This window comes from Clostridium lentum (assembly GCF_014287815.1).
Classification (GTDB): domain Bacteria; phylum Bacillota; class Clostridia; order Clostridiales; family Clostridiaceae; genus Clostridium; species Clostridium lentum.
Map to the genome: position 1 here is coordinate 1 of NZ_JACOOQ010000021.1, position 25380 is coordinate 25380.

The following is a 25380-nucleotide window of genomic DNA, read 5'->3' on the forward strand; positions in this document are numbered from 1 at the left end:
ACCCGTCCGCCGCTAAATCCATTCCCGAAGGAACTTCATTCGCTCGACTTGCATGTGTTAGGCACGCCGCCAGCGTTCGTCCTGAGCCAGGATCAAACTCTCAATAAAAAGTTTAATCTGTTTTGCTCAAATTACTTTGAGTCTTTATAAGACTTAAAAGAATTGCTGGTTTTATATTAACTATATTCTGTTCAATTTTCAAAGACCATTTTATCTCGTCGCCCTCAAGCGACTTTATTATCTTAACACCTTATCACTTTTATGTCAACAACTTTTTTAAAAATTTTGAAAACATATTTTTGATACTGTATTATCGCTTCTGGCTGTCCATTTCTTAAGGACAAGACATATAATATCATCTTATTATATATCTATCTATGATCTATTTTCTCGTTTTTTACAAATTACTCATACTTTACTCTTATTTTCTACATAATACACCATGTTTATATCATTGATACACACGGCTACGTATTACTTGATATATTAATTTTTATGTAAAATAATAAATACTTAACATCGAATAAAGCATATAATTTTAATAATTTTATATTTCATATCTTATAACTATAATAATAATGATTATATATAAACATTGACAGTATATTGGTAAAAATATATAATTATCTTATTGATTAGGTATAAGTTTTACATATTCAGTTAAACTTATACCTTTTATTTTACCTATACTATGAATAATAAAACTTATATTTATTGAAAGGATGATAAAAATGGGTAACTTTTTTAAAAACTTATTTAAATCAAAATCAAAAGAAACTGCTGATGAAGTAGCACCAAAAAATTGTTTAGTTGCTGTAGCTGATGGTGATATAATTCCATTATCAGAAGTACCAGACCCAGTTTTCGCTGAAAAAATGGCTGGAGACGGAGCTGCGATCATGATAAAAGGTGACACTGTTGTTGCTCCTGCTGATGGAGAATTAACATTAGTTTTCCAAACTAAACATGCTTTTGCTTTAAAATTATCAAACGGCCTTGAATTATTAGTTCATATCGGTGTTGATACAGTTTCTTTAAATGGTGAAGGTTTCCAACAATTAGTTGAAGCTGGAAAAACAGTTAAAGCTGGTACACCTATAATAAAAATAGACAGAGACTTCATATTAAGCAAAGGATTATCTTTAGCAACTCCAGTTTTAATAACTAATGTTGATGCTGCTAAATCAATAACTCCTGTTACAACTGGTTCAGCTGTTGCTGGTGAAACTACTGTAGTTAACTTTGAAGTTTAAGAATAAAAAAATGGGCTGTCGCACTAAATAATTAGTGCACAGCTCCTTTTTTTATTCTAATATTTTATAAAATGTAATATGGTCTCTCCACTTTCCATTTATATAAAGATATTTTTTATTAACTCCTATTTCTTCAAACCCACTTTTCAAAAGCACTCTTTTTGATTTATTATTATCTACAAGCACCGATGCTTCTAATCTATGTAAGTCTAAATACTGTTTGCAATATTTTTCTACAAGCAGTACAGCTTCTTTCATATAACCTCTTCCTTGGTGTTCTTTATCTATTGAATATCCTATAATTGCACTTTTAAATACCCCATGAACTATACTAGAAACCTTTATCTTACCAATAAGCTTATAATTTAAATAAATTCCTAAATCCATTCCTGTTCCAACCATTAACTGCTTATAACTTTCTATTAATATCTTCCTTTGTACCGTTGCTTCATAAAAACTACTATCTCTAGCTGGTTCAAATTCCCTTAAATGCTCTTTATTTTTAATATAGTAATCTGTAAGCTCTTCTGCATCAGCAGGTGTAAAATTTCTAACAATTACTCTATTGCCCTTAATATAGACTATATTATTTTTTATTGAACTTATGTATTCATTTCTTGTAATGCCTAAGCCTAATTCATCTACAATAGCTCCATTTACCATAAGATTTTCTGAAAGTATTGACTCCAAAGTAAAGCCTAAATCTAAAAATCCACTTATATCACTAGTTTCACTAACTAAAAAGTTAATCTTATTTATATTTCTGTCTTTGAAGATAGTCTTTAAAATCATATCTATTGAAACTTTTAATAATTCATAATTATTTTCCCTATAAAATTTAAACCTTATAGTGCTTCTTTTATTTTCTTTATCCAGTTCTGCTATAGTAAATCTTCCCACTACTATTTTATCTTTATCTTTAATAACATAATCATTCAAAGTACCTTTAATTGGTTCAATATTGACTTCTTTCTGACTCCCCATCTTATATTCTCCTAATTTATTTTCACTATTTTTATTATACAAATAATTCTATATAAAACTCAACTAAAGATTCATCAGTATTATCTATACTTATTTAATATTTGCAAAATCCTTCAATATAAACATAAAAAGGCCCTCTTACACTTAAGAAAGCCTTTTTTATTATTTATTTATACCAATTAAATCTTTAATTACTTCTCCACCTATTATCATTCCTGCAACAGGAGGAACAAATGAAATACTTCCTGGAGTTTGTCTCTTACCTGAAGGTACAGCCCTTCCCTTATCAGGAGTCATTGGCATTTCTTCAGAATATACAACTTTTAACTTCTTTACGCCCCTCTTCTTCAATTCATATCTCATAACTTTAGCTAAAGGACATACTTTTGTCTTATATACATCTGATACTTGAAACATAGTTGGATCAAGTTTGTTTCCAGTTCCCATTGAACTCATTATCTTTATTTCATTTTTATAGCAATATTCAGCTAAGGCAAGTTTTGATGTTACAGTATCTATTGCATCTACAACATAATCTATATCATCTGTTATTAAATCTGGAATATTTTCAGCTGTAACAAATACTTGTTTTGCTTCAACTTTACATTCAGGATTAATTAATTTAATTCTTTCCTTCATAGCTTCAACTTTAACCATATCTACAGTTTTTGTAGTGGCATGTATTTGTCTATTTAAGTTAGATATACATACAGTATCATTATCTACTAATACTAAATTCCCAACTCCAGCTCTTGTTAATGCTTCTACAGCAAAACTTCCTACTCCACCTATACCAAAAACTATAACTTTTGAATTTTTAAGCTTTTCAATACCATCTTCTCCTACTAATAGTTCTGTTCTACAAAATGGATATAATGCCATCTTCCTTCTCTCCTTTTTATGTACGTTTATTTGCTTATTAATAATATTAGACTATTGAAGCATTTTTCTCAAGTAACTCCTATCGGAATTCGCTATTTTATTTTTTATTATTTATACACTATTAAATGATTTCCTCTATGTATATAATATATGTTGAATTAAAATAATTATTTTGGAGGTAAAGATGATATTAGGAATAATTGGTGCTATGTCAGAAGAATTAGAAATATTATTAACTGACATGGAATTAGAAGATACTACAGTAAAAGCTAAAATGACATTCCATAGAGGAAAATTATGGGGTAAAGACGTAGTTGCTGTTGTATGTGGAATAGGTAAGGTTAATGCTGCTATATGTACTCAGCTTCTTATTAGTGAATACGAAGTAACACATATAATTAATGTAGGTGTTGCTGGAGGTATTGGTAAAGAAATATATCCTGGTGATGTAGTAATTGCTACTAATTTAGTCCAATATGATATGGATACTACTGCCTTTGGTGATCCTATGGGACAAATTCCAAGATTAGATACATTTGATTTTAAATGTGATGAACGCTTAATAGAAGTAGCTAAATCTGCTTGTGATAAAGCTGGAGATTTCAATACCTTCTCAGGAAGAATTGTTTCTGGAGATATGTTTGTTGCTTCTCTTGAAAAAATCCAATGGTTAGAAAAAGAATTTGGTGCTTTATCATGTGAAATGGAGGGTGCAAGTATTGCCCATGTATGTTACTTAAACTCTATTCCTTTCGTTGTAATCAGATCAATATCTGACAATGCAAATAACGGAGCACATATGGACTTTGAAAAATTCACACCTATAGCTGTTAAACATTCAACTGCTATATTAAAAGAAATGGTTACAAGCCTATAATATAAATATAAAAGGAACAGTTGTTTATTATTACCGTTCCTTTTATTTATTACTAAAATTTATGAATGAATATACCACTTCTTGGCTTAGGTTCAAACCAAGTAGACTTAGGTGGCATTGTTTTACCATTATCTGCAACATTCATAATATCATCTATAGTGGTTGCATACATAGAAAAACTCACTTTCATATCAGTATCTGCCCTATTTTCTAACTCCTTAAGACCTCTTATGCCTCCAATAAACTCTATTCTCTCTGATTTTGTTGGGTCACTTATTCCTAGTATAGGATTCAAGAGATTATTTTGAAGTATTGATACGTCTAAACTATCTATAGAATTATTTTCATCAAAAGAGCCATCCTTTGCTCTTAAAATAAACCATTGCTTATTCATATACATACCAAATTCATGTTTATTCTTCGGAGTTACTGGCTTATTACCTTCTGATTTAGACAGATAAAACGATTCTTTAACCTTGCTAAAAAACTCTTCTTCACTAAGCCCATTTAAATCCTTAACTGTCCTATTATAATCAAACACTTTAAGCTCTGTATCAGGATATATTATAGATAAAAAATAATTAAATTCTTCATCTCCTGTATACTTACCTAATTGCTTTCTTCTATTTAAAGCAACTTTTACAGCTGAAGCTGATCTATGATGCCCATCGGCAATATATAAGTATTTTATACTCTTAAATAATTTAACTAATTTTTCTATTATTATATTATCATCTATTATCCACACCCTATGTCCATTACCATCTTCTGATATAAAATCATAAACAGGCACCTTCTTACTCCACTCTTCTACTATTGATGATATTTCATCATTATTCCTATAAGTAAGGAATATAGGCCCTGTATTAGCATTACATATATCTACATGATTAACTCTATCTATTTCTTTAAGTAATCTTGTCCTTTCATGCTTTTTGATAATATTGTTAATATAATCATCAACTGATGTACAACACACTATTCCTTTTTGCCCTCTTCCATCCATTATTTGCTGATAAATATAAATAGCAGGTGTTTTTTCTTGTATATATAGCCCCTTTTCTATCATATTTTCTAACACTTGATTAGCTGTATCATATACAACTTTATCATATTCACCTACACTTTCAGCTAGATTTACTTCTGCTCTATCAACACGGAGAAAGGAATATTTATTATTCTTTACAATCTCTCTGGCCTCCTTGCTACTCATAACATCATAAGGCAAAGCTGCAATATCTTTTACATATTCTTTAACTGGTCTGTATGCTTTGAAAGGTCTAATAATTGCCACATTTAATACCTCCCTTATGTTAAAAATTACTTATTAAAATTAATTACTATAGCTGCTACTTCTTTTCCAATTCTTTCTTGAGCCTCTTTGGTAGAAGCTCCTATATGAGGTGTTACGCTTACACGTTCATGATTAATTAATTCTGTATTTTTACTAGGCTCCTGTTCAAATACATCTATCCCTGCTCCTGCTAATTTTCCTGAATTCAATCCCTCTAATAACGCCTCTTCATCTACCACCTTTCCTCTAGCACAATTAATTATAACTGCACCCTCCTTCATCATTGATATTTCTCTACTGCTTATTAAAGCTCCTTTATCCTTATCATATGGAACATGTAATGATACATAATCGCTAACCTTTAAAAGATTATCTAAATCCATAAATTCATAAGCTAGATTATCTTGCTTTCCTAAAACATCTGCATATATTATCTTCATACCTAAAGCTTCTGCTTTTCCTGCCAAAGCTTTCCCTATGCGCCCCATACCTATTATTCCAAGAATCTTACCAGCTATTTCACTACCTTTGTACTGCTTCTTATTCCACTGTCCATTTCTCATTGTATAATTTGCTACTGCTATATACCTAGCAACAGAAAACATATGCCCCAAAGCTAATTCTGCCACTGAATCTGAACTAGCATCAGGAGTATTACTAACTTTAATTCCTACTTTTTTAGCATAATCTAAATCTATATTATCAATTCCTACTCCTGCCCTAATCACTAATTTTAAATTTCCTTTTGCTCCTGCCTCTAAAACATCACTGGTAACCTTAGTGTTAGATCTTACTACTAGCACATCATAATTCTTTATATTCTCAATCAATTCCTCTTTATCAAGATGGTTTGTTTCTATATATATACCATTTTTCTTTATTTCATTTATTGCACTTATTTCAAGACCATCATTGGCCAATACCTTCAAGGTAAAATCCCCCCAATATATTAATTATGAATAATAAATTATTTTAAATCTAGGATGTCATTGATATTATCTAAGAGCTCCTTCACTTCATCTACAGTGATATCTGCCATATGAGCTATTCTAAATGTCTTTTCTTTTAAATCTCCATATCCATTAGAAATTTGAAAACCTCGTTTTGCTAATTCTTTATTAAGATCTGATACGCTTATTCCTCTAGTATTCTTAATAGTAGTTAATGTATTAGACAAATAACCCTCTTCAGGAAATAGTTCAAAATACTTTCTGCCCCAATTCCTAACTATATCAGCCATTTCTATATGCCTTTTAAATCTATTTTCTAATCCTTCAACATTTAATATATAATTAAGCTGATAATCAAGGGCAAACATATGTGATAAAGATGGTGTTGAAGGATATTGATAATTTTTCTTCTTTAAATATTTATATAAAGCAAGCAAATCTAAATAAAAGCCCCTATTTTTAACATTTTCAGCCCTATTTTTTGCTTTTTCTGAAAAAGTACATACTGATAATCCCGGTGGAAGACCTAAAGCCTTTTGTGATGATGTCAAACATACATCTATTCCACAATTATCAACTTCTATTTTTGTACCACCAGCAGAACTTACTGTGTCTACAATAAAAACTACCTCTGGATAATTTTTTATAACTTCACCTATTTCTTTGATAGGATTCATTATTCCTGTTGATGTTTCATTATGAGTTACTGCTACTAAATCATACTTTCCTGTATTTAAAACCTCTTTAACCTTGTCTACCTTTACTGCCTTCCCCATTTCAAATTCAAAGATATCTGCAGGAACATTATTACTTATGGCCATCTTGTACCACCGTTTACCAAATGCCCCCACAGAAAATACTGCTGCTCTCTTTGCTGTACATGATCTTATTGCCCCTTCCATAAGACCACTACCTGATGATGTAGAAAGTAATATCTCACTTTGTGTATAAAATAACTTTCTTAAATTATCACTTATGTGTCTCTGTAATTCTGATGCTTCTTTGCTTCTGTGCCCAATCATAGGTGTTGACATCTTTTCTAAAACCTCTTGTCTAACCTCCACTGGCCCAGGAATAAATAATTTCTTATGCATGAAATTCCCCCATTATATTCTTATTTACTGCTATAGCCTGTTACTATTATATTAATTTTAGTATTAGTGCTATACTTTATATTTATTTATTCTTATCTTGTTATATTATTCATAAAGTTATATTTATGATATTAATAAAAAAATAATATATTCTCTTCTGCAAACAAAAAAGATTCAGATTATCTTCTGAACCCTTTAAAACATTAAAAATATTTTGTTATCTCTCATCAAAAATTAAAACTGACTCTGTTTCCCTACAATACTTCACACATCTGCATTGTCCTAAATGTCTTGGACATTTAAAACATAAACATCCTGTATCATTACCTTCACATCTACCTACTTCCCTTTCTGGACAGTATAAACAATTTACTCCATTGCCTGCTGGCATCTTTATCACCTCATATTACATAATATCCTACAATTATATATTAGCTTGCTTTTCTTCTTAAATTATAACATTAATTGTGCATATTTTTATAAATAATGGGCAAGTTATTATTGTAGATAATTTCTTTGCTTTTAAGTTAAATTATCCACATATTAAACAGGTGTAAGCGGATGTAGTGCTTACACCTAAATTTTTTGTATCACTTTTTTTACCTTGTGCATAAATTACTTAATATATAGAGTTTTCATTCATTAACAACTTATTTCTTTAATTCATATCTGTTTTAACTTATAAGGGAACCTAAAAAGGCTCCCTTCCTGTTTTTTAACAATCATTAAACTATACAAAAAATTGAAATAATATTAAAAATATTATTCCTGGTATGCCTAAAAAACCTGCTACAAGTGCTGATATTGCATTAATAGGTAGCACAAACCCTATATAACTTCCCACTATATTTGATATATATAATAATATAATTCCTAAAATACCATTAATTAATATCTTTAATGGCCATTTAAGTAATTTTATTATTAAGAACAATAATGCCAATCCAATTAATGCATATACCATCATATCTAAACTTATCATTTAACCTTCCCCTCTTTCTCCCCCTATATAGTACTTATTATTATGCTACATAATTTAAAAAAATTCATTACATATCTATCTTTTTATTCATTTGCTTCTCTTTAGCTAGCGATAAAAGATATTCAAATTTTTTCTTTGCTGCATCTTCTCTATATATGGCAGCTTCAATTAATTTAGGGTCATTTACATAATTGAACATACATTGGGCTATTTGCATTTCTTCTATTGTTTCCCTAATAGACTCTAAAAGCTCATCATCTAAAGTATCCTCATATTCATACCTTGCCAGTATAAAATTTAAAATTTTGCCCTTATTCATAACTCCCTCCTAAAATTTAAATAGAAATTAAAAATATTTATTCTATTTATTTCCATATATTTAAATTTTATTCAGAAAGTCTTCATTTTATATTTCTTTTCTTCCTTCTAATGCTTTAGATAAAGTAACTTCATCAGCATACTCTAAATCTCCTCCAACAGGAAGCCCTGAAGCAATTCTCGTTACCTTAACTTCAAGAGGTCTAAGTATTCTAGAAATATACATTGCTGTAGCTTCTCCTTCAACATTAGGATTTGTAGCAATAATAACTTCTTTTACATCAGCATTCATCCTTGCCACAAGTTCTCTTATCTTTATATCTTGAGGCCCTCTTCCCTGCATTGGAGAAAGATTACCGTGCAGTACATGATATGTTCCATTAAATTCTTTAACTTTTTCCATAGTCATAATATCTTTAGGTTGTTCCACAACACATATTACGCTCTTATCTCTACTTGGATTGCTACATATTGGACAAGGATCCGTTTCAGTAAAGTTTCCACATATAGAACAGTATTTTATTGTACCTCTAGCCCTAACTAAAGCTGTGGCAAATTCCTTCACTTCATCTTCTGGAAGATTTAATATATGTAATGTCAATCTTTGAGCTGTCTTTTTTCCTATACTAGGCAATTTTGCAAATTCTTCAATTAGCTTTTCTATAGCAACTGGATAAAAATCCATTTAATTCATCCTTCCATTCATAATTTTTAAGGCACGCAAGTCTCCTTGCATGCCCTTTAATAAATTTAAAATAATCCAGGTATGTTTAATCCGCCTGTTAATTTTCCCATTTGATTTGAACTAGCTTCTTCCGCTTTCTTTAATGCTTCATTTACAGCACTAAGAACTAAATCTTCTAACATTTCAACATCATCTGAATCTACAACTTCTTCTTTTATTTTAATTGATGTTACTTCTTTTTTACCGCTAACTTTTACGACAACAGCTCCGCCACCTACTGAAGCTTCATATTCGCTGTTTTCTAAGTTTTTTTGCATTTCTTCCATTTCCTTTTGAAGCTTTTGTGCTTGCTTCATTAAGTTATTCATGTTTCCTCCGCCGAAGCCGCCTGGAAATCCTCCTCTTGCCATAAAAAATCCTCCTCTTAAATAAAAAGTCTATTCATATTATAAAGTATTTTTATAGTTTTTACTAGAATAAAGTATTTATCTTATTTTTTTACCATTATTCATCAAGTATATCTACTAATCCTTCACCAAAGGCATTCATCAAAACATCTTCTGCATTTTGCTCATTGCTGTTTTTTTCTTTAGATACAAACTGTACATTTAATTTTTCTTGAAATACTTCAGAAAATACTTCATTTACTACTACTTTATTTTCTGCCTTATTTAATCTATCTGCACTAAGCTTATAATCTTCATCAAATTCAACTGTTATAATACCATTACTGCATGAAATGGGCCTTCCCATTAATATAGATGCATAAATAATCATTGCTCTTTTAGCTTTGAACCTTTCTAATACATCCTTCCAAGCTCTTTGCACTTCATTGATAGTCAACCTAGAACTAGCATTTCCAATGGCAGATGATTCTGTATTTACAGATTTAGTAGCTTTACTTGCAGGTGTTGCTGCTTTTTTCATACTAGTAGCTTCAGCCATAACTCTTTCCTTAACAGCTACAGCTATATTTCCGTTCTTTAAATTTTCTTCTAATCTATTAAGCCTAGTTAAAATAACTTCACTTGATGTATCATACTCAATTTTGCACATTTTTATTATGGAAAGTTCTAAATAAAGCCTAGCCTGCTTACTAACCTTAGCATTACCTTCTGCTTCTTGTAATATTCGTATACATCTCATTATTTCTTCTGCTCTTAGTCTTGCTGACTGCTCCTTAATAAGCGCAATATTCTCTTCTGACATATCAAGAACTTCTTCTGCATTATTAGTTACTTTTGCCATTAAAAGATTTCTATAGTGTTCAATAAGGTCCTTAATAAATAAATAAGCATCCTTACCTGAAGTAATTATTTCTTCAATAGTTGAAATACATTTTTCAATATTTCTTTCTATAACATTATTAGTTAAAGTAAAAAGATATTCATTAGTTACAAGTCCTAACATAGAAACAACAGATGAATACTCTACAGCTCCGTTCCCCATAGATATTGCTTGATCTAATATACTTAAAGAATCTCTCATAGCTCCATCTGAAACTCTAGCAATAAGATTTAAACTCTTATCATCGGCCATAACTCCCTTTTCAGTAACTATCTTTCTAAGTCTTGCAGTTATATCATTTTTATTAATTCTCTTAAAATCAAACCTCTGACATCTTGAAAGAATGGTAATAGGTAACTTTTGAGGATCTGTTGTAGCTAAAATAAATATTACATTTGCAGGTGGCTCCTCTAAAGTTTTTAAAAATGCATTTACAGCTCCTACTGAAAGCATATGAACTTCATCCATTATATATACCTTGAAACGTGCTTCTTGCGGAGGATATTTAACATCATCAATAATATCTCTGATTTTATCTACACCATTGTTTGAAGCAGCATCTAGCTCTGTTACATCAATAGCAAGTCCGTTATTTATCTTTTTACACATTTCACATTCATTGCATGGCTCTCCATCTTGCAAATTCAAACAGTTTAATGCTTTAGCAAAAACTTTTGCTGTAGATGTTTTACCAGTACCTCTCGTTCCACAGAAAAGATAAGCATGGGCTATTCTATTATTAAGTATTTGATTTTTTAATGTAGTTGTTATATGTTCCTGACCTACTACATCATAAAATGTACTTGGTCTCCATTCTCTATATAAAGCAGTATATGCCAAATCTCTTACCTCTCTTTTTTTATAAACTTTAATTATTATTATACACTAGTTTTTGTGAAAATAAATAATTCCTTTTATCTCAAACAGTTTACTATATTATCTATAATTTTAGGCAATATTCTACTAAAAAATACTACTGAAATTTTCAAATTTTTAAAAGAATGTTATACTTAAATTTTATAATTTAACATTTTTGAGGTGAGCATATGACAACAAATTATGTATCAAAAGCTGATAAGATTTTTATTGAAAACATACAAGACATTTTAAATAATGGAACAAGTACTGTTGGACATAAAATCAGACCTATTTATAAGGATGGAACACCTGCTCATACAATCTACGTTAATCAAATAGTAGAAAAATATGATATTAGCAAAGGTGAATTTCCTATTACAACTCTTAGACCTATAGCTATAAAATCTGCTATAAAGGAAATATTATGGATATATCAAGATCAAAGCAATGATTTATCTGTTTTGGAAGAAAAACATAATATCATGTGGTGGCGAGACTGGGAAGTGGATAACACAAATACCATTGGCCAAAGATATGGTGCTACAGTAAAAAAATATGACTTAATGAATAAGTTATTAGATGGGCTTACTAATGAACCATACACAAGGAGACACATCATTGATCTTTATCAATATGCTGACTTCGAAGAAACTGCCGGGCTTCATCCATGTGCATTTCTAACTGTTTGGTCTGCCAGAGGCGAATATCTTGATATGACATTACACCAAAGGTCGTCAGATTATCTTGTAGCTGGACATGTAAATAAAATGCAGTATGTAGCCTTACTGATGATGGTAGCTAGACATGTAGGCTTAAAGCCAGGTGTATTTATGCATGTTATAGATAACTTACATATTTATGACAGACATATTGATCAAGCTAAAGAGCTTCTTTCTAGAACACCTAGTGAAAAACAACCAAAATTAATACTTAAAGAAGGCAAGACTAATTTCTATGATTTCACTCTTGATGATTTTGAACTTATAGATTACGAACCAGTTAAGCCTCAATTAAAATTTGATTTAGGAATATAGTAAAATAAAGAAGAGGTGTAAAAATGATTTCCATTATAGTAGCCAAGGCTCAAAATAATATAATTGGCGGAAATAACAAACTTTTATGGCATATTTCTGACGATTTAAAAAGATTTAAAGAAATAACAAGCGGCAATACCATAATTATGGGTAGAAAAACTTTTGAATCACTTCCTGGAGTGCTTCCTAATAGAAAGCATATAATTTTGACTAGAGATAAAAATTTTTCTGTGGATAATGAAAATGTAGAAGTTATCCACAACGCTGACCAAATTATCAACAATTATAAAAATTCCCCTGTGGAAGCTTTTATAATTGGCGGTGGAGAAATTTATAAAGAATTTTTACCACATGCAGATAAGATATATTTAACGGAAGTACTAAAAGATTTCTCAGGTGATACAAGTTTTCCACAGATTGATTTAGAAAATTGGGCTGTGGATTATTCTTCACATATCTTAACTAACGCTAAAGATGGATTACAGTATAAATTTATCAATTATATAAAAAAAGCTTAAACTTAAAAAAAGATAGAAAAGTAGGGAAGACTCCATAAGTTCAGATGAAGCTTCCCTATTTTTCTGTCCTATTGTTTTTTGTCCTATATTGTTAATCCTATTGAAGAGTAACCAAAATTAATTGACTATTTAATAAACAACATATGATGCTGCTAGTCACACAAAATTTATAAGTTTTTAAACTTATAACTAAAAAGTTCTAAACATTAAAAAATCCTTTCTTTCCAAAAAGAAAGGTATATGTAGAACCGTGCACCTCACTTTGACAGAAATCTATATGCGTTACCTTTGTAGTTGACTCAGGCAAGATTTATCCATGTCACACGCAGGGGCTGCTTATCGCTGCTTCCTTCCGGACCTGACGAGGTTCACAGTCTTACGTCGCATGGGACCCAACCCTCAACATCACTTGCAAAGGGGCAGACCATATAGATTAAAGCCTAGGTGAGGAATTCAATCCTGCTATAGCGGATTGCAGGTTACAGGGCACCGCTGACTCCCCATCTAGCACGGCATTGGCGGAGAAAGTGGGATTTGAACCCACGATAGAGTTTCCCCTATACACGCGTTCCAGGCGTGCTCCTTCGGCCACTCGGACATCTCTCCATAATATTTATACTGATAAAATATAAAGTATAAAAAGCTCTATAAAATTATATTTACTTTTTATACTTTTACATTCTAACATAATTCTTTTAGTTGTTCAATAGAAAGATTTTCTTGATTTTTTTCCTGAAATTTATTGATGATTTAAAATAAAGCTAACAATTCCTTCAATACTCTCTTTATCATCCATAACATTATAAAATCCTATGACTTTAAATATCATTTTATTTTCATTATTTAGAGCCTTAGTAGATATTAATTCTAAAAGTTCATTCTTTATATTGTCTATTTCATCAATATCTTTCTTCTTTTCATAAATTTCAAATAAATTTTCTAGTGAATCAAGGAGTATTGTATACTGCTTATTTCTTTTTGCACTATAAATAGCATGATTATAATACTCTGCAGCCTTCTCATCTTCATTAATAAATTTAAAACCTTTAGCTAAACCAGAAAAAATATCTGCTCCCTTCTCTTCCTTATATAATCCTCTCTTAGAACTTATGAGCATTAGAGATTCATCAATATACTTTCTAATATTCCTATTATCTCTAAGCAAAATGTATATTGCTATTATTTTTATATTTATGTAAAGAATCTTATTTTTATCTAAGTTTTCAATTTTTACTTTAAGACTCCTATAAACCTCTAAAGCATCCCTATAGTACTTATTTTCTCTGTAACATTGCCCCTTCAATATATTTAAATCAAATAAATATTCTTCAGTAAATTCTTCAGTAAATTCTTCAATGCATTCAATTTCATCTAATGAATAATCATATTCCTTAAGTAACATAAGTATTTCTGCCTTATTTAATAAAAGCTCTAACTTTATGTCCATAGAAATAAAAGTTTCATTTTTTAGTGGTAGCTTACAAAATTCTAAAGCTTCCTTGAATTTATCATTAACTTTGCAACAATTAATTAACTTTAAAATTAAAATAGCTGCCCTATCATCAATCTTATCTTTTTTAATGCTTTCAAAAGCCTTTATATAATATGTATAACTTTTATAATAGTCCTTTATATCATTATAAAGATCACCAATCTTTTCATATATACTTATTTTTTTATCAGTAAGGTCGTAAATAATTAAGAACTCTTCAATTTCATCTACTATCTGCAAGTTATCCACAGCCAAGTTTTCTAAATACTTATCCACAACTCTTTCAGCCTGATACTCTTCACTTTCTAAAAGGTATTTGGCACTTACATGATAATCTATATTTTGCTCACTACAAGCCATATTAATATTATCAGCTATTACTTTAGCTACCTTTTCAGTTAAAGCTGCCTTGTCATTTTCAATAATGCTTATTAAATTACGGGTAACTTCTCCCTTAGTAATTTCATGCTGTTTAAGCCCAAGTTCTTTTCTTATTCTCTTTATTTTCTTTCCTGAAGATAAAATTTCACCATAATCCATCTTTCTGCATCCTTTCCCACACTTAAAAATTGCTTTTTCAGCGCAAAATTAAGTATATCATACCCTTTTAAAAAGTAAATTATTTTATTTACCTTTTTATTTTTTAATTTTTTACTATTAATTTTATTAATGATTTTTGTTATTATATTCCATATTTTAGTCAAAAAACGACTTTTTATTAATTTTTCTGTTAAAAAGTAAAATATTCTTTTTACTTTTTGTTTTTTTATTATTAAAACTATAAAAAAATAGAGGAATAAATAGATTTTAAAGATAAAATCTACTTATTCCTCCAGAGGTTAAAAAAAAGTTAAATATTATATATTATTACTTTTGGCTTTCTTAATAGATATAAATATTATAATTGCCCCTAAAATTATTCCCACTATACTTATAACTTGGGCTATTCTAAGGCCCATAAACATTAAACTATCCGTTCTAAGCCCTTCAATAAAGAATCTAGCAGAAGAATAGAGGATCAAATAAGCTCCTAAAACAATTCCATGCTGTTTTTTCTTTTTAAATAGGATGTAAATTAATATTAAACATATTAATACATCACAAACAGATTCATATAAGAAAGTCGGATGATAATATGCTCCATTTATCAACATTCCTTTTTGTATAAATTCAGGAAATTTACTTATAAAATCTGATGAAACAGCACCACCATGAGCTTCATGATTCATGAAATTACCCCATCTTCCTATTCCTTGTGCTAATACAACTGCCGGTATAACAACATCTATGTATTCCCAAAAATTAACCTTTTTAATCCTTAATACTATATAAGCTGTAATTATTCCTGCTATAAGACCACCATGTATAGCTAATCCACCAGTCCTGATATTAATCATATCTGCAAATGAATCAAAGTTTTTAAACTCAAATGCTACATAATATGCCCTTGCACCTACTATTGCTATCGGAAAAGCCCATATGAATGCATCAACTATATCATCAAATGACACTCCCTTTTTCTTTGCTAGTACACTTGATAATAAAAATGCAGTTAATACTCCTCCTGCAATAATTATCCCATACCATCTGATCTGTAATCCAAAAATTTCAAAAGCTACTGGATTCATTTCCTCACCACCTATTTTATTTTTCTTTTACTATTAAAGAATTCTGTTAATATTTTACTACATTCTTCATCATAGTTCCAATTAACATTCACTTCTGTATTAAACATTTTATAATCTAAAAGGTTTAATATACTACCACAAGCACCCATATCCCTATTAAAACTTCCTATATATAACTTTAATATCCTTGCATGAGCAATTGCTGATGTACACATGGCACAAGGCTCTAAAGTTACATACATCTCACATCCATTAAGCCTCCAATCACCTATAACCTTACTGGCCATATCAATAGCTATCATTTCTGCATGAGCCATAGCATTTTTATTAGTTTCCTTTAAATTATGAGCCACAGCTATTATTTCATTATCTTTTACAATCACTGCCCCCACAGGCACTTCTCCCTTATTTAGTGCCTTTCTAGCCTCATCTAAGGCTATCTTCATATAATCCAAAAAAACACCTCCTTTATAAATTAAAAATGTAAAATCTAAGAATTAAAAATATATTTTAAAAAAAATTTCTGAAAGTCTTTCAAACATAATTTTAAATTTTTCATTCTACATTTTTAATAAATATTGAGGCCGTTGCAAAAATGCAACAGCCCCAATGTTTATCAAGTAAAAATCCTTACTTTTTTAACTCTATTTTTGTCTATTTCTTCTACTTTAAACTTAATATTATTTAAAACTATTTCTTCATCTTGCTCAGGGAACCTTCCTAATTCCCCAATAATTAAACCGCCTACAGAATCAAATTCCTCTGATTCCATGTTTACTCCTATAAGTTCACTGACAACATCAAGCTTAGCACTTCCATCAACAATATATTCATCTTCTTTGATAACTTCAATTTCCTTATTTTCATCATCATATTCGTCTTCTATATCACCAAATACTTCTTCAATTAAATCTTCTATAGTGACAATACCAACAGTTCCACCATATTCATCTAAGACTACAGCTATATGATTTCTCGTTTTCTTCATTTCTTTAAATAATTCAGCAATCTTTTTAAATTCAAAAGTATAATTTGGTTCTCGCATGTAATCAGAAACCTTAAACTTTTCTTTATTCTGCTCTGCCATAATTAAGTCTTTTACATTTAATATTCCCACTATATCATCAATAGTTTGATTATATACTGGTATTCTAGAAAATTGCTCTTTTTTAATCACATCTAACACTTCATCATAGCTTGCTTCTAAATCTACTGCTATTATGTCTACTCTTTGAACCATAACATCTTTTACCTGAGCGTCTGCAAAGTCAAAAACATTGAAAATCATTTCTTTTTCAACATCTTCTAGAACTCCTTCTTCTTCACTTACACCAACCATGGTTTTAATTTCCTCTTCAGTTATAAATGGCTCATTAGCTTTAGGATCTCCACCTAATAATCTAATAAATATTGAAGAAACTCCTGTAAATAATATAATGAAAGGCTTTAATAGCTTAACAATTATATTAATAAATTTACTTACAGCAAGTGATACACTTTCAGACTTTTGCTTTGCTATTGATTTTGGTGTTATCTCTCCAAAAATTAATACTATTACTGTTAGTCCTAATGTAACTATTCCAACTCCACCTTCGCCCCACTTAGCTACTGCAATTGACGTTGCCAAAGATGATGCTCCTATATTTACTATATTATTTCCTATTAATATCGCTCCTAATAATTTGTTGGGGTCTTCTATTAGCCTTTCAACTAACTTAGCTCCCTTAACTCCTTCTTCCACCATATGTCTTACTCTTATCTTGCTTAAAGACATCAAAGCTGTCTCTGACATTGAGAAAAATGCTGATAGAAAAAGTAGAATTATAAGTATCGTTATCTGAACACCGGTGTCCAAAATCAAATCACACTCCTATGTTTTAATCAATTTTTATTTAATTATATCATAACTTAAATTTTCATTGTATATTTTACCATAATAAATAAACATAAAATTTACAATATTGCTGTTTAAGAAAACTTTAACAATTATTTATATTGTTAAAAATTTTTAACTTTTATATTTATGGCAATACAATTATAATATTTAATTAAAGGAACTTTTATTCCTTTTTATTTTAATTTTTTACAATTTGAGGTGAATTATGATTATTCTTAATTTTATTAGAGGCTTCTGTATGGCCTTAGCAGATAGTGTTCCTGGAGTGTCAGGTGGTACTATAGCTTTCATATTAGGTTTTTATGATGATTTCATAAATTCTCTAAATACTTTAGTTTCTAAAGATCCATGGGAAGAAAAGAAAAAAGCTTTAATATTTTTAATTAAGCTTGGCTTTGGATGGGTAGTAGGACTAGGACTTTCCGTAGTATTTTTATCATCTATCTTTAATGACCACATTTATGCCATAAGTTCATTATTTACAGGACTTATCATCGTGGCAATACCAATGATAATCAAACAAGAGAAAGATTCAATAATTGGGCAATATAAAAATATAATCTTTACTATTATCGGTATAACAATTGTTGCACTTATAACTTACTTTAACCCTGCTTCTGGCTCTGAAGGTGGATTAAATCTTTCAGTAAGCGGACTATCTATAGGACTTGGTATTTTTGTGTTTGTGGCTGGAATGATAGCAATATCAGCTATGGTTCTTCCTGGTATATCAGGATCTACATTATTATTAATTTTTGGTCTTTATACAGGAATAATAAATGCAATAAAAGAATTTCTTACTTTTAATTTTGAATACGTACCTGTACTAGTTATATTTGGACTTGGAGTTATAACAGGTATAGTTTCAACAATTAAAATAATAAAAATTGAATTAAAGAGACATAGATCACAAATGATTTATTTAATTTTAGGACTTATGATAGGTTCTCTATACGCAGTATTTATGGGACCTACAACTTTAGAAGTAGCTAAACCAGCTATGACCTTAAGCACATTTAGCTTTATATATTTCATTATTGGTGGAGCTATTCTTTTAGGACTTGAAAAAGGAAAAGACTTACTAGAAAAGAAAGCTAAATAGTTAAAAATTAATAATTAATGATAAAATTCAGCTTTAGGGCTGAATTTTTTTCACTAAAAAAGGAGCTTCCCAAAGAAGTTCCTACCTAAATAATTATCAATTTTCAATAAAAAAAGTGGTACTCCCAACAGAAATAGTACTATATGTTTTAATATATTCTTTTACGTATCGTATATATACATAAACCTTTGTATTCACTATATTTTAAAGACTATAAAAGTATTTAAAGGGCAAGCTTTATTTTCATAAATATTGGAGGATAGTCCACCTGTAGTCCCTTTAAAATTAAAGTTCTTCAAGTTGAATTATAGTTTAGTAAAATAATTATTTTAAAGAAAAATAGTGATGTTCTAAACACCACTATCTTCCCCCCTTTAGTTAGGTATACCTAATAATAGTACACTTAGCTTCCCCTTATAATATATAAAAAAATTATAAGCTATTTTATAAATCACCCGAGCTTTACGACAATCATCACCTAAGCATATGTCCTTTTAGTAGCAGTTGCTCGGTTGCTACACTCAATTTCAGTTGGCATTGAGTAGTACCAACTCCCTTTTTATAACTCGCTATTTGGGATTAGCGACCAATAAACTTTTTAAATAGAATAATTATATTATAACCAAACTATCCTTGTTCATAGAATTTTTATCCTATAATTTAAAGAATAAATTTAGCTGTTTTTATTATACCATATTTTTTAAACTTTCAATTATAGAATATAGAATTTCCTCATTTAAATTTCTTGCAAATTGCTCTTTGTCTGTACCCTCAATACTCTTTTTAATATCTTGTTGTTTATTTTTTTATTTTTTCACATTCAATAAACTTTAGTCCTTTTAGTGCTTTAACTGTATGAAAACTTATTTGTTTATTACTCCATTTTAACTTCATCATTTCCAGAAATCTTGTCTTGTCTATGTGTCCATTTATATAATCTTCTAAGTTATCCAATATTGTATCATCGCACATAAATCCTTCAACAATATCATAATCATTCTCTCCCCCACTTCTACAATGAACAACGAAATCGAGCCATTCCTTATCATACTTTTCAAATACCTTAACATTCAAATCTGAAATATCAGCTAAAGCATATGAATTTATAACCGGTGTCTTATATTTGTTTACTAACTTTTCTGCTTGTTTCTTTATCCTAGTACAATAAAATCCATATCCAAAATCTTTTATATTTTTTCCTACTATTATGTTTGGATACTTAACTATTTTATAGCCTCCATAATAAATTATAGTTCCCATTTCTCCTCCCTTAACTAAGTTATATTACATCTAAACTACACAAAAATTTTAATTATACTCCTCAACATATATCATGTGTTTCATCACCAAATTAATTAAATTACTATACTTATAATATATAACCTATATAAAATATAAGAAAACTGGGACATATGCCCCAGTAAATTAAATAGAAAATACTAATGATTATTCTATCTCTTAAATTTTTTATTAAATCCAACTCCTAATCCAATTAAAGCTACTCCTAACATCATTAATATATTTGAACTGAAAGGGTCTCCAGTTTTAGGTAAAGTTTCTTGTGGAGCTTTAAACTCTTCTTTAACTTCTTCTTTTGGTTTTTCTAGAGTTACTGGAACTTCTTGTTTTTTATATTTAAATATTATAGTTCCATTAGGACTTTCTTCTGTTAAATCAATAACCTTAGTTTCTTCATCATCTAAATTATAGCCATCAATTTTTTTGCAATCTCCGTATATTTACCTAAATAAAGTTCGCTTAAAGTCTTGCTATCTAACACATTACCATTCTCATCTTGATATTCTACTGTATAACTTCCTAGTATTATTGGTTTAACTCCTTCATTCTTTTTATACTTAAATTAGGTTGTTGAATAACTAATTTTTACAGATAGTTATTTAAGAAAATATTCTTTGAACTCATAGGTTCCAAGGATATTTTCTACTTTTTATTCCTTGCTGTTTTTTATTAAATTCATCTATTAAATATGATAATAATACCCATTTTATATGACGTTCGTATCGGGCTTGCCCATAAAGTCTTGGATTTTCTAAATTATATAATCCTTTTAATGCAGAAAATAATTGCTCTATTTTTAATCTGTTTTTATATAAATTTAATCCAATAGGAGATTTCATAAATAAAGCATTTTCATATCTTTTGACTGTAAATGACTCAATACTTTTAGCTTTACGCATATTAATATCAGTCAATAGATTTAACTCTAAATCAGAAACAATATCAAACCACTCTGCAGAATCATACGCAGCATCAGCAATTATTAAAAATGGATTATAAGTTTTAACCTCATAAAGTAAGTGTGAAAGTTGATTATCATAAACATTTGCTGTTGTTAAATCAAATACTAAAGAAATTATAATATCGGTAACTGCTGAAATACAATGCAACTTATAACCTTTAAAATAACCAAGTCGAGTACCTTTACCCGATTTAGCTTCGCTATCGTATTTAGAACTTCTTAATGCAGTTCCATCTATTGCACATAATCTAATTTCAGGATCAATAAATTCAATAAACATAGCATAAATACCATAATATATATGCTTTTCTAAGTGTTTTGCCCTTAGTGATAAAGTAGAGTAATCTGGAACATCATCAATTTGAATAATAGATTTAAATATATGATCTTGTTTTATTTTATATTCAAGCTCTCTTAAACTAAAAATACTATTTTTAACGCCGTATAACATACAGCAAACTATTTGTTGATCTGAATATTTACGAGGTCTTCCTTTAGTATTTTGATTATTTGTACTTAATTTAGTAAATGCAATTTTAACAGCTTCAAAAATTTTATAATAAGTATTTTCGCTTTTAATATTTAATGGTATAATCATATTCTAGTCATTCCTTTTGTGATGTATTTGGGTTTTTAGCGAAATTATTATATCACAAAAGAGTGACTTTATTTATTTTTACAAATTTTGTTTATTCAACAACCTAATACAATGGTTTAATGATTATAAATCATTAAGTATAGGAATAAACACTAGAACCAATTATTTAAGTAGAATAAATACTCATATAATTCCTAAATTAGGACATTATAAGCTAAATGACATTACTAACAATACAATTCAAAATTTTTATAATGATTTAATTAATAAAGAGAAACTTAATCCATCAAGTGCAAAAAAAATACTAGAAACATTTAATAATTGCTTTAAATATGCACAAAAAAATAAACTTATTTATACAATTCCTACAGAAATTGAAACAATAAAATTAATAAAAAAAGAAGTTGAATTTTGGGATGAAAAAGAACTGAAATTTTTTTTAAGAGAAATTGAAAATACCTATCTATATACTCCAATATTAATTGCTACCATGACAGGAGTTAGAGTTGGTGAGTTATGTGGTATTAGATGGTGTGATGTTTATTTAGAAAATGGATATATAAATATTAATAATCAAGTTATACAAGATAAAATCTCAAAAAAATTAATTCTATCGTCAATTTTAAAGACTTCTACAAGTAAAAGAAGCATTAGTATACCTAAAATATTAATACAAAATCTCAGTTTTATTAAACGCCAAATTTTACCTAGTGAATGTGATTTTGTTGTGTTAAGTAGACAAAATACTATGTGTAACCCTAGAAATATTTCTATGGAATTCACCAAAAAAGTAGCTAAGTATCAAAATATAAAACAAATATCAATTCATTCACTGAGACATACTCATGCTACTTTATTAATATCTAATGGTGAAAATATTAAAATCATTTCTGATAGATTAGGACATAAAGATATTTCTATAACTTTAAATACCTATACCCATGTCATTGACGATATGAAAAAGGACACAGCAACACTATTAAACAATATCTTTAAAATATAATAAATAAATGCCTATTTATTGAAAAAAAGGCTCTATCAATGTTTTTTATTTAAATTAATATACTTATAATTTAATGGAAATATTATACTCACTAATTATTATATATATAACTTATAATTATTTTGATATTACCACACTTTATAAAGAACTAAAATTTATTATAAGTAAAAAAAGATGACATAAAATGCCATCTTTTTTACTTATAATCTAATTTATCAATAAAGTCTTTTAAATCAATATATCCTCTCCGTGTAAATTCATTAATCATAGCATAAGAATACGTCTTTTGATAATTAACTCCTTCTACAGATAATATAAATGATTGTAGTCCTTTAACCTTTCTTATTTTAACCGGATCATTCAGTTGTCCATCTAAAATTTCCTTTGCTAAATAATACAATTCATTTTTTCTTTGTCTACCAACTGATAAAGTTCTAAAATTCTTTTCATCTTTTACTATATTAATTCCTGTTATTCTAACATGATTAGAAACATTAAAATTAATAATTCTTGTTTTCTTTTCATTAATTCTTAATCCATATCTTTTTAATAATTTTTGTATTAAAGATATTATATCATGTAAATTAGCTTCACAATTTTTAAATGAAATAACTAAATCATCAGCATACCTAGTATACTTTACATCTGGTAGATTCATTTTTTTTAACTTTCCGTATAATATATTATCGAATTCCTTTAAATAAATATTGGCTAATATTGGTGATAACTTCAACCCTACTAATAGCCCTCTATCTGTATTCGAACATGACTTAACAATTTTAATACAATCTTTTTTATAAACCCTTCTTCCATTTCTAGCTAATTCAAATTGTAATAAATCAATTAATTTTTTATGTTTAATATTAGCAAAAAAATCTTTTATATCTAATGCAATAAAAATATCATTATATCTATGTACATTGGCATTAGAAATTATGGAACGTTTTTTTATATATGCCTTCGCAAATTTAGATGGAATTATTTTCTTATCTAGTACATTTTTCGCTTTAGTGTGGAACTTTTTTAATTCACTATTCTCTTTATACGTAACTATCTTTCTATATCCATTATGTTTAGGAATATATTTTACAACAAGATCTTCTTTAATCATCAAAATAAACCTTCTTCATAATTTTCTTTACTTATAAGTGCTTTTAGCTGACTTAAATTATTGTTAATATTTTTGCTAATAGAAAAACTTTTGTTAAAAGGTAAGTCTATAAAACCTATTCCATCTAAAACATATAACGAATATGCAATTACCTGCTTAAATTTAATATCTATCTTATAAAAATCATTTATACTACATACTATTTTATATCCATCAATACTACTATCAGCTTTTTCGCTAATCGTATTAAATAAAATCTCATTAAACCATTGACTTGTAAGATTAACACATTTATTTATTGTAGTTGTTTTTCTTATTTCTCTTCTATATTCATTTATTGTAAAAAGTGAATATACATAATATTTTATTGTTTCTATATTAAAATAAACTTCCACCTTTTTATTATCATCATCAATCTTATATGTATTATCTTCCGAATTAATTTTCCCATATAGTACTCTACTAATTTTTAATTTAATATTCTTTTTTGTATATCTACTAATATATGTATCAATGCTCTTTCCTAATCTATCACCTATTTTATTGTCATTAAATTTTGTATGATATCTACTAACATTTTCAGATTGATAATAAATAGATGTTTCTGGAAAATATTCTATTCTAAATATATCATTATTATTCCTAAAAAAAGCAAGCCTTAAAAAATTAGATATGCTCTTTCCATCAATGCAATATTCATTAGGTATTAATATACACATTTTTTTTCTAATAATTGGATTGGTTGCAAAAATACCCATTTCAGCTGCTGTAGAGTCAGTTTCATGAATTATTATAATACCATCACTAATACTTGCAGTAAGAGATTCAACCTTAAATAAATTATCTAAATTAATCTCACTATAGGGTATCTTTTCTTGAAACTTTTTTAACTTATCCACGAAAAACTCATAATTTTCTTCTAATATTAATGGATAAATATTTTGCTTTTGTTCTAAGTACCTTTTTAATACTATTCTTTTATCATAATGCTCATTATTAAATTTTGAACCACATAAAAATATAATTTTTAATGGATCATTAATTGTTAAATCATTAAACCTATACATTTTTCCCTCATAAAATCAAGGGAAATCCTACTAAAATTTGATATATTTTATTTGACAAATTGATCTAATAAGAAAAATTTTCAATTTGAACCCAGATAGTGAGCAATTTAAAATTTTTCTTATCCACTCAAAATCATTGATGGAATCAATTCAAATTTTACTATTTTGTAATTATATTAACCTTAAAAGCTAAGGTGACAAATAAG

General features: G+C 28.4%; 25 protein-coding genes, 1 tRNA gene, 1 rRNA gene, 1 other RNA gene and 1 pseudogene. 6 read left to right on the top strand and 23 right to left on the bottom strand.

Annotation, left to right across the window (positions count from 1 at the left end; translation table 11 throughout):
• Window positions 1-108, bottom strand: a 16S ribosomal RNA gene (locus H8R92_RS11285); the annotation flags it as partial.
• Window positions 109-731: 623 nt separating this feature from the next.
• Between H8R92_RS11285 and H8R92_RS11290 the strand changes: the two genes are divergently transcribed.
• Window positions 732-1253 (top strand): PTS sugar transporter subunit IIA, encoded by a 522-nt coding sequence (locus H8R92_RS11290; RefSeq protein WP_022211956.1) that lies wholly within the window; start codon window positions 732-734, stop codon window positions 1251-1253.
• A gap of 51 nt (window positions 1254-1304) precedes the next feature.
• Here the strand turns inward: H8R92_RS11290 and H8R92_RS11295 are convergent, their stop codons facing one another.
• Together H8R92_RS11295 and H8R92_RS11300 are read right to left on the bottom strand one after the other, a co-directional pair.
• Window positions 1305-2237, bottom strand: a complete 933-nt coding sequence (locus H8R92_RS11295) for a GNAT family N-acetyltransferase (protein WP_022211957.1) — start codon at window positions 2235-2237, stop codon at window positions 1305-1307.
• A 162-nt stretch (window positions 2238-2399) separates the two neighbouring features.
• Window positions 2400-3119, bottom strand: a complete 720-nt coding sequence (locus tag H8R92_RS11300) for a tRNA threonylcarbamoyladenosine dehydratase (protein WP_022211958.1) — start codon at window positions 3117-3119, stop codon at window positions 2400-2402.
• Between the two features lie 184 nt (window positions 3120-3303).
• On the opposite strand from H8R92_RS11300, the gene H8R92_RS11305 reads away from it, so the two are divergent.
• The gene (locus H8R92_RS11305) at window positions 3304-3996 is read left to right on the top strand and encodes a 5'-methylthioadenosine/adenosylhomocysteine nucleosidase (protein WP_186835491.1); all 693 of its coding nucleotides are present in this window, start codon (window positions 3304-3306) and stop codon (window positions 3994-3996) included.
• A gap of 52 nt (window positions 3997-4048) precedes the next feature.
• Here the strand turns inward: H8R92_RS11305 and H8R92_RS11310 are convergent, their stop codons facing one another.
• The 9 genes from H8R92_RS11310 to dnaX form a co-directional block, all read right to left on the bottom strand.
• Window positions 4049-5290: a DUF1015 domain-containing protein gene (locus H8R92_RS11310; RefSeq protein WP_022211960.1), complete on the bottom strand. Its 1242-nt coding sequence runs from the start codon at window positions 5288-5290 to the stop codon at window positions 4049-4051.
• Window positions 5291-5316: 26 nt separating this feature from the next.
• The gene (locus H8R92_RS11315; protein ID WP_186835492.1) at window positions 5317-6219 is read right to left on the bottom strand and encodes a D-2-hydroxyacid dehydrogenase; all 903 of its coding nucleotides are present in this window, start codon (window positions 6217-6219) and stop codon (window positions 5317-5319) included.
• 38 nt (window positions 6220-6257) lie between these two features.
• Entirely contained in the window at window positions 6258-7334 is a 1077-nt protein-coding gene (locus H8R92_RS11320) for a pyridoxal-phosphate-dependent aminotransferase family protein (protein ID WP_186835493.1), read from the bottom strand.
• A gap of 217 nt (window positions 7335-7551) precedes the next feature.
• The gene (locus H8R92_RS11325; RefSeq protein ID WP_186835494.1) at window positions 7552-7725 is read right to left on the bottom strand and encodes a hypothetical protein; all 174 of its coding nucleotides are present in this window, start codon (window positions 7723-7725) and stop codon (window positions 7552-7554) included.
• 339 nt (window positions 7726-8064) lie between these two features.
• Window positions 8065-8313, bottom strand: a complete 249-nt coding sequence (locus tag H8R92_RS11330; RefSeq protein ID WP_186835523.1) for a pro-sigmaK processing inhibitor BofA family protein — start codon at window positions 8311-8313, stop codon at window positions 8065-8067.
• A 70-nt stretch (window positions 8314-8383) separates the two neighbouring features.
• Window positions 8384-8635: a DUF2508 family protein gene (locus tag H8R92_RS11335; RefSeq protein ID WP_022211964.1), complete on the bottom strand. Its 252-nt coding sequence runs from the start codon at window positions 8633-8635 to the stop codon at window positions 8384-8386.
• 87 nt (window positions 8636-8722) lie between these two features.
• Complete coding sequence (gene recR / locus H8R92_RS11340) at window positions 8723-9319, bottom strand: recombination mediator RecR (RefSeq protein WP_022166920.1); 597 nt, start codon at window positions 9317-9319, stop codon at window positions 8723-8725.
• 65 nt (window positions 9320-9384) lie between these two features.
• Complete coding sequence (locus H8R92_RS11345; RefSeq protein ID WP_022211965.1) at window positions 9385-9729, bottom strand: YbaB/EbfC family nucleoid-associated protein; 345 nt, start codon at window positions 9727-9729, stop codon at window positions 9385-9387.
• 94 nt (window positions 9730-9823) lie between these two features.
• On the bottom strand, window positions 9824-11446 hold the full coding sequence (gene dnaX / locus H8R92_RS11350) for a DNA polymerase III subunit gamma/tau (protein ID WP_186835495.1): 1623 nt from the start codon (window positions 11444-11446) through the stop codon (window positions 9824-9826).
• A gap of 206 nt (window positions 11447-11652) precedes the next feature.
• Between dnaX and H8R92_RS11355 the strand changes: the two genes are divergently transcribed.
• Both H8R92_RS11355 and H8R92_RS11360 read left to right on the top strand, forming a co-directional pair.
• Window positions 11653-12498 carry a thymidylate synthase gene (locus H8R92_RS11355; RefSeq protein WP_186835496.1) on the top strand — a complete coding sequence of 282 codons (846 nt, stop codon included), beginning with the start codon at window positions 11653-11655 and terminating at the stop codon, window positions 12496-12498.
• A 23-nt stretch (window positions 12499-12521) separates the two neighbouring features.
• A complete protein-coding gene (locus H8R92_RS11360; protein WP_022211968.1) occupies window positions 12522-13016 on the top strand; it encodes a dihydrofolate reductase in 495 nt (164 codons plus the stop codon).
• Between the two features lie 248 nt (window positions 13017-13264).
• On the opposite strand, the gene ffs is transcribed toward H8R92_RS11360, so the two are convergent.
• The 6 genes from ffs to H8R92_RS11390 form a co-directional block, all read right to left on the bottom strand.
• An RNA gene (ffs, locus tag H8R92_RS11365) (signal recognition particle sRNA large type) lies at window positions 13265-13529 on the bottom strand.
• A 3-nt stretch (window positions 13530-13532) separates the two neighbouring features.
• A tRNA-Ser gene (locus tag H8R92_RS11370) sits at window positions 13533-13622 on the bottom strand.
• Between the two features lie 133 nt (window positions 13623-13755).
• On the bottom strand, window positions 13756-15048 hold the full coding sequence (locus H8R92_RS11375) for a helix-turn-helix domain-containing protein (RefSeq protein ID WP_186835497.1): 1293 nt from the start codon (window positions 15046-15048) through the stop codon (window positions 13756-13758).
• Between the two features lie 317 nt (window positions 15049-15365).
• Window positions 15366-16136, bottom strand: coding sequence for a prolipoprotein diacylglyceryl transferase (lgt, locus tag H8R92_RS11380; RefSeq protein ID WP_186835498.1), 771 nt, complete (start codon window positions 16134-16136; stop codon window positions 15366-15368).
• A gap of 11 nt (window positions 16137-16147) precedes the next feature.
• Window positions 16148-16591, bottom strand: a complete 444-nt coding sequence (locus H8R92_RS11385) for a nucleoside deaminase (protein WP_186835499.1) — start codon at window positions 16589-16591, stop codon at window positions 16148-16150.
• A gap of 161 nt (window positions 16592-16752) precedes the next feature.
• Complete coding sequence (locus tag H8R92_RS11390) at window positions 16753-17991, bottom strand: HlyC/CorC family transporter (RefSeq protein WP_330606915.1); 1239 nt, start codon at window positions 17989-17991, stop codon at window positions 16753-16755.
• Window positions 17992-18238: 247 nt separating this feature from the next.
• On the opposite strand from H8R92_RS11390, the gene H8R92_RS11395 reads away from it, so the two are divergent.
• The gene (locus H8R92_RS11395; protein ID WP_186835500.1) at window positions 18239-19135 is read left to right on the top strand and encodes a DUF368 domain-containing protein; all 897 of its coding nucleotides are present in this window, start codon (window positions 18239-18241) and stop codon (window positions 19133-19135) included.
• A gap of 798 nt (window positions 19136-19933) precedes the next feature.
• Here the strand turns inward: H8R92_RS11395 and H8R92_RS11400 are convergent.
• From H8R92_RS11400 to H8R92_RS11410, 3 genes are all read right to left on the bottom strand, one after another.
• The gene (locus H8R92_RS11400; protein ID WP_186835501.1) at window positions 19934-20395 is read right to left on the bottom strand and encodes a DUF3990 domain-containing protein; all 462 of its coding nucleotides are present in this window, start codon (window positions 20393-20395) and stop codon (window positions 19934-19936) included.
• A 191-nt stretch (window positions 20396-20586) separates the two neighbouring features.
• Window positions 20587-20874, bottom strand: a complete 288-nt coding sequence (locus H8R92_RS13535; RefSeq protein WP_186835524.1) for an LPXTG cell wall anchor domain-containing protein — start codon at window positions 20872-20874, stop codon at window positions 20587-20589.
• Window positions 20875-21054: 180 nt separating this feature from the next.
• Window positions 21055-21993: a transposase gene (locus H8R92_RS11410; RefSeq protein WP_186835502.1), complete on the bottom strand. Its 939-nt coding sequence runs from the start codon at window positions 21991-21993 to the stop codon at window positions 21055-21057.
• Window positions 21994-22084: 91 nt separating this feature from the next.
• Between H8R92_RS11410 and H8R92_RS11415 the strand changes: the two are divergent.
• A pseudogene (locus H8R92_RS11415) lies at window positions 22085-22996 on the top strand (tyrosine-type recombinase/integrase); the annotation flags it as partial.
• 196 nt (window positions 22997-23192) lie between these two features.
• Here the strand turns inward: H8R92_RS11415 and H8R92_RS11420 are convergent.
• Window positions 23193-24107, bottom strand: coding sequence for a reverse transcriptase domain-containing protein (locus H8R92_RS11420; RefSeq protein ID WP_243166657.1), 915 nt, complete (start codon window positions 24105-24107; stop codon window positions 23193-23195).
• The gene (locus tag H8R92_RS11425) at window positions 24107-25174 is read right to left on the bottom strand and encodes a hypothetical protein (RefSeq protein ID WP_186835504.1); all 1068 of its coding nucleotides are present in this window, start codon (window positions 25172-25174) and stop codon (window positions 24107-24109) included. The genes H8R92_RS11420 and H8R92_RS11425 overlap by 1 nt, the downstream gene beginning before the upstream one ends.
• Between the last annotated feature and the right edge of the window lie 206 nt (window positions 25175-25380).